Source organism: Longimonas sp., from assembly GCF_046498435.1.
Taxonomy (GTDB): Bacteria; Bacteroidota; Rhodothermia; order Rhodothermales; family Salinibacteraceae; genus Longimonas.
This window is the reverse complement of record NZ_JAWOAR010000328.1, coordinates 1-4,007: the sequence shown is the minus strand read 5'-3', so window position 1 is coordinate 4,007 and position 4,007 is coordinate 1. Positions and strand designations below refer to the sequence as shown.

Here is a 4,007-nt window from a genome sequence, read left to right as displayed (position 1 = left end):
CCGAAAACGCCGTGGTCGTATCCGGCTCGCGTCCGCTAGAGACCGACTTTGGCACGGCCCACGGGCTTTCGCTCTACACGCCGGTCATCATCAAGTACCGCGACGGCAGCACCGATGCAGCCACGGCGCTTGAAGATGCGCTGCGGTAACGCCGGGTGCCCGCAGCGCGCCCGTTCACTGACTGTTGTCTGACCTCTTTGCTGTACATGGATCTGTCTTCTTATCACGTGCGTCGCGACCGCCTCACGAATCAGTGGGTGGCGTGTGCGCCCGACCGGGGCGAGCGTCCCAAGCGGACCCAGATCACCAATCCCGATGCGAAGCCGGGCCGGGTGGCGGGGTGTCCGTTCTGTACGGGCAATGAGCACATGCTGCCCGACATCTTGGATGAGACGACAGGTGAGGACGGCACGTGGCGCGTGCGGGCGGTGCCGAACAAGTACCCGGCCTTCCATGCAGACACAGAGGCGGCGGCCCAGACGAATCACATCTACGAGGGGCGTGCGGCCCACGGGCATCAGGAAGTCATCATCGACACGCCGCATCACCATCATGGGTGGGCGTTGTTGGATGCGGAGCAGATTGCCCGCGTGCTGACCATGTATCAGCGCCGGTACGAGGCGGTGAAGGAGGCGCATCCAAGCTTGCACCCGGTGCTGTTTCGCAATCACGGCGGACGCGCTGGGGCGTCGCTGGCCCATCCGCATAGTCAGCTCATTGCGCCGCCGTTGCCGCCCACGGAGATGCAGTCCGAAGAGCAGCGCTGTCGCACGTTCTACGAGGACGAGGGCGTACCGCTCATGGCGACCGTGCGGGCCCGCGAGCTTGACGACGAGGCGCGCATTGTGGCGACGAATGAACACATGGTGGCTTTTGTGCCGTATGCGGCGCCTGCTCCGTACAGCGTGTGGGTGGTGCCCCGCCGCAACGCGCCTCGCTTTACGGACATGACTGATGCCGAGCGCCACGCCTGCGCGGAGCTCTCCCGCACAGTGGCGCGCCGCTACGCGACCTGCGCCAACGACCCAGACTATAACATGACGGTGCACACCGCCCTTGATGCGGAAGCCGATGCACCGCATGTGGTGTGGAGCCTGCGGTTTACGCCGCGTGTGTCGGTGCGGGCCGGGTTCGAGCTGGGTACAAACATGCTCATCAACCCATCGCTGCCCGAGGTGGATGCAGGGGTGTTGCGCGGGGCGTAGGGGATGGTTGCAGCCGGTTCGAAGGTTATCTGGGTCCTGTGGCGCATCCCGTAGCGACGCAGCGGCGCTGCGTCGCTACCGTGGGTGGCGTCATCAACCTGTTGGGTCCTGTGATGAACCCCCGTTAGGCTGCTGTGCCTGCACGACGAAGACCGTGCCTGCACGCCGGCGAACGCATGCGGTGTTGCATCGGTATATGCGGGGCCAAGAAATCCCTTCGCTTCCCTCTAACGGACTCAAACACAGCTGGCATGGGCGATTCGACGGAACGCACCGACCGCTTGCGCGAAGAGCAGCGCACCGACATTTCGATGGCGCACCGGATGCAGCGGTTTGTGGAGGCGCTGCAACTGCGCATCACGAAGCGGCTGGCGGATTACGAGCCGGAGACGCGGTTTCAGGTGGATGAGTGGGAGCGTCCGGGCGGCGGCGGGGGGCGCACGGCGGTCATTGAGGGCGGCGATGTCTTTGAGAAGGGCGGCGTGAACACCTCGGCGGTGCATGGCGAACTCCCGGCCCGCATGGCGAAGGCGCTGGAGGTGGAGCAGGCGCCCTTTTTTGCGACGGGGCTTTCGCTGGTGGTGCATCCGCGCTCGCCGTATGTGCCCACGGTGCACGCGAACTTCCGCTACTTTGCGCTGGGCGAGGACTTGATGGATCCGGATGATCAGTGGTTTGGGGGCGGGGCGGATCTGACGCCCTACTACCCCACGCTGCAGGATGCGCAGCACTTCCATCGGGTGTGGAAAGATGTGTGCGACACGCACAGCCAGGTGGCTGATTATGAAGCGTTTAAGCAGCAGTGCGACGAGTACTTCTACCTGTCGCACCGGAAGGAGGCGCGGGGCATTGGGGGCCTTTTCTACGACTACTTGCGGGGGGAGCCGGAGCGCACCTTTCACTTCAGCCGCGATGCGGGGCGGGCGTTTCTACGCTCGTACCTGCCGATTCTGGAGCGCCACAAGGATCGGTCGTATGGCGAGCGCGAGCGGCGCTATCAGACACATCGGCGCGGGCGCTACGTGGAGTTTAACCTGCTGTTTGACCGTGGCACCAAGTTCGGCATCGAAACGGATGGGCGCACCGAGAGCATCTTGATGAGCCTGCCGCCGGAGGTGCACTGGAGCTACGACTGGACGCCCGAGCCCGATACGCCCGAGGCGCGGGCGCAGTGGTTTTTCACTGCCCGTGATTGGCTGGAGCTGGATGAGGAGGACGCGCCGAGTGTGATGGAGGCGTGATAACCAACTCCGCCTGCTCCGTTGGTGTGTGGAAGGATGGAGGGATGGAGGGATGGAAGAATGGAGGAAAACGATTTATCCATTCATCTCCACACGAGACTGAAAGCCAACAGACGAATTAAGTAGACCTAAAAAAGTATCTTAGCAGGTATGTCCTTGCAACGAGAGGCTGCTGCCTTGCTCTGAATTACGATGTGAATTCGCTCCGCTCATTTCTGGATCGCGCTCTTCCGACCGCTGTCGGAATCGCTTGTCCAGGATGACGGGTTGGGGGAAGGCGCTGGGTTGAAAAGGCGCTGGGTTGAAAGTGATTGTTCTCACATTGAGCACGGCCCTCTCCCCAAAGTCATCTCGGACGAAGCGGAGCGGAGATCCGGGATCTTCTTCGGGGTACCAAGCTCTCCCCAAACAAAATCGCCATGGATGACCAGGTCACGCACTTTCACTGTCCTACTTAAGAACGTCGGAGCGCACATGATACCGGCTTGAAACGCACAAAACCCCAACTTCATGCCTGTCTTTACTTACTGCTCGGTGGAGGCGTGCATCAGCGAATAGGCCATGGCGTCTTCGCCCGGGGGACGCGTGTTCGTGCCCTGGTGGCCCGTAACCTGCACAGGATAGCCAAACGCATCCTGAAACAGCGTGCTGGCTTGTTGCGCGGCCCACGTCTCCAGTTCCGGGTCCCCCTTGGTGCGCACATCAATGTGCAGCGCCTCCTCATTTGCATCCACCGCAAGCGCCGTCACGTTTTGGTAGTGGCTGCGGTCCAGGCGTTCGGCAATGCGTAGGATGCCTGCAAGCTGTGCCACCCGCTTCTGATCGTGCGGCGTGAGGCGTCCGTAGTGCGGATGTGCCGGCAGCGGATGCTCAGCCCGGTGGTAGCGGGCCACCAGCGAAATGAGATCGACCTCGCCATCGTAGAAGCCGCGCAGATCCGCATGGCGAATTAGATAACGCGAGTGCAGGTGGTGGCCGGAGTGGCTGATGTAATACCCAATGTCGTGCAGCAGCGCCGCGTACTCCAGCAGTTCGCCGTCTTCGTGCGGTCCCGCATACCACGGCAGACATCGGTCGAACAGAAAGAGCGCGGTGGAGGCCACATGCTGCGCGTGCTTCTCATCCCACTCAAACCGAAACGCCACCTCGTGGATGCTGCGCCGCCGCACATCTGCATACGGGGCAATGCGCTGCAACCGTTCGTGGTTTTCGCGGATGAACTGCACCACCATCCCCTCGCGCAGCGCGTGCGCCGACACATGCAGCTTCTCAAGTGCATGTTCTTCAAAGAGCACTTGCAAGAGCACCGCCCCTGCACCGACCTGCCCGACCCGCTTCAGCGCTACGGCAGGAAGCGCTTCCCGCTCTTCCGCAGACGTACCAATGATAAAGCTCAGCGTATTGCGAAACGCATCCAGCGGCACATCCACCTCAAAGACCGAGGTATCGCTTCGACCGTTCCGGTCCAGGCACACGCGTGCCAGACTCATGGTCACTGCGGATCTGCGGGTGGTGGAGGCCAACAATCTCCAGATCGACGAATCGGCCCTGACGGGGGAGT

The 4,007-nt window shown here is 62.3% G+C and carries 3 protein-coding genes and 1 pseudogene; 3 read left to right on the top strand and 1 reads right to left on the bottom strand.

What is annotated here, in order from left to right; genetic code table 11:
- The 3 genes and pseudogenes from R6U20_RS12615 to hemF form a co-directional block, all read left to right on the top strand.
- Window positions 1-149: pseudogene (locus tag R6U20_RS12615) on the top strand (2,3,4,5-tetrahydropyridine-2,6-dicarboxylate N-succinyltransferase); the annotation flags it as partial.
- Between the two features lie 57 nt (window positions 150-206).
- Window positions 207-1,205 carry a galactose-1-phosphate uridylyltransferase gene (gene galT / locus R6U20_RS12610; protein ID WP_410338200.1) on the top strand — a complete coding sequence of 333 codons (999 nt, stop codon included), beginning with the start codon at window positions 207-209 and terminating at the stop codon, window positions 1,203-1,205.
- A 251-nt stretch (window positions 1,206-1,456) separates the two neighbouring features.
- The gene (hemF, locus tag R6U20_RS12605; protein ID WP_410338199.1) at window positions 1,457-2,446 is read left to right on the top strand and encodes an oxygen-dependent coproporphyrinogen oxidase; all 990 of its coding nucleotides are present in this window, start codon (window positions 1,457-1,459) and stop codon (window positions 2,444-2,446) included.
- Window positions 2,447-2,970: 524 nt separating this feature from the next.
- Here the strand turns inward: hemF and R6U20_RS12600 are convergent.
- On the bottom strand, window positions 2,971-4,007 hold a 1,037-nt coding region (locus R6U20_RS12600; protein ID WP_410338198.1), incomplete at its 5' end, for an HD domain-containing protein.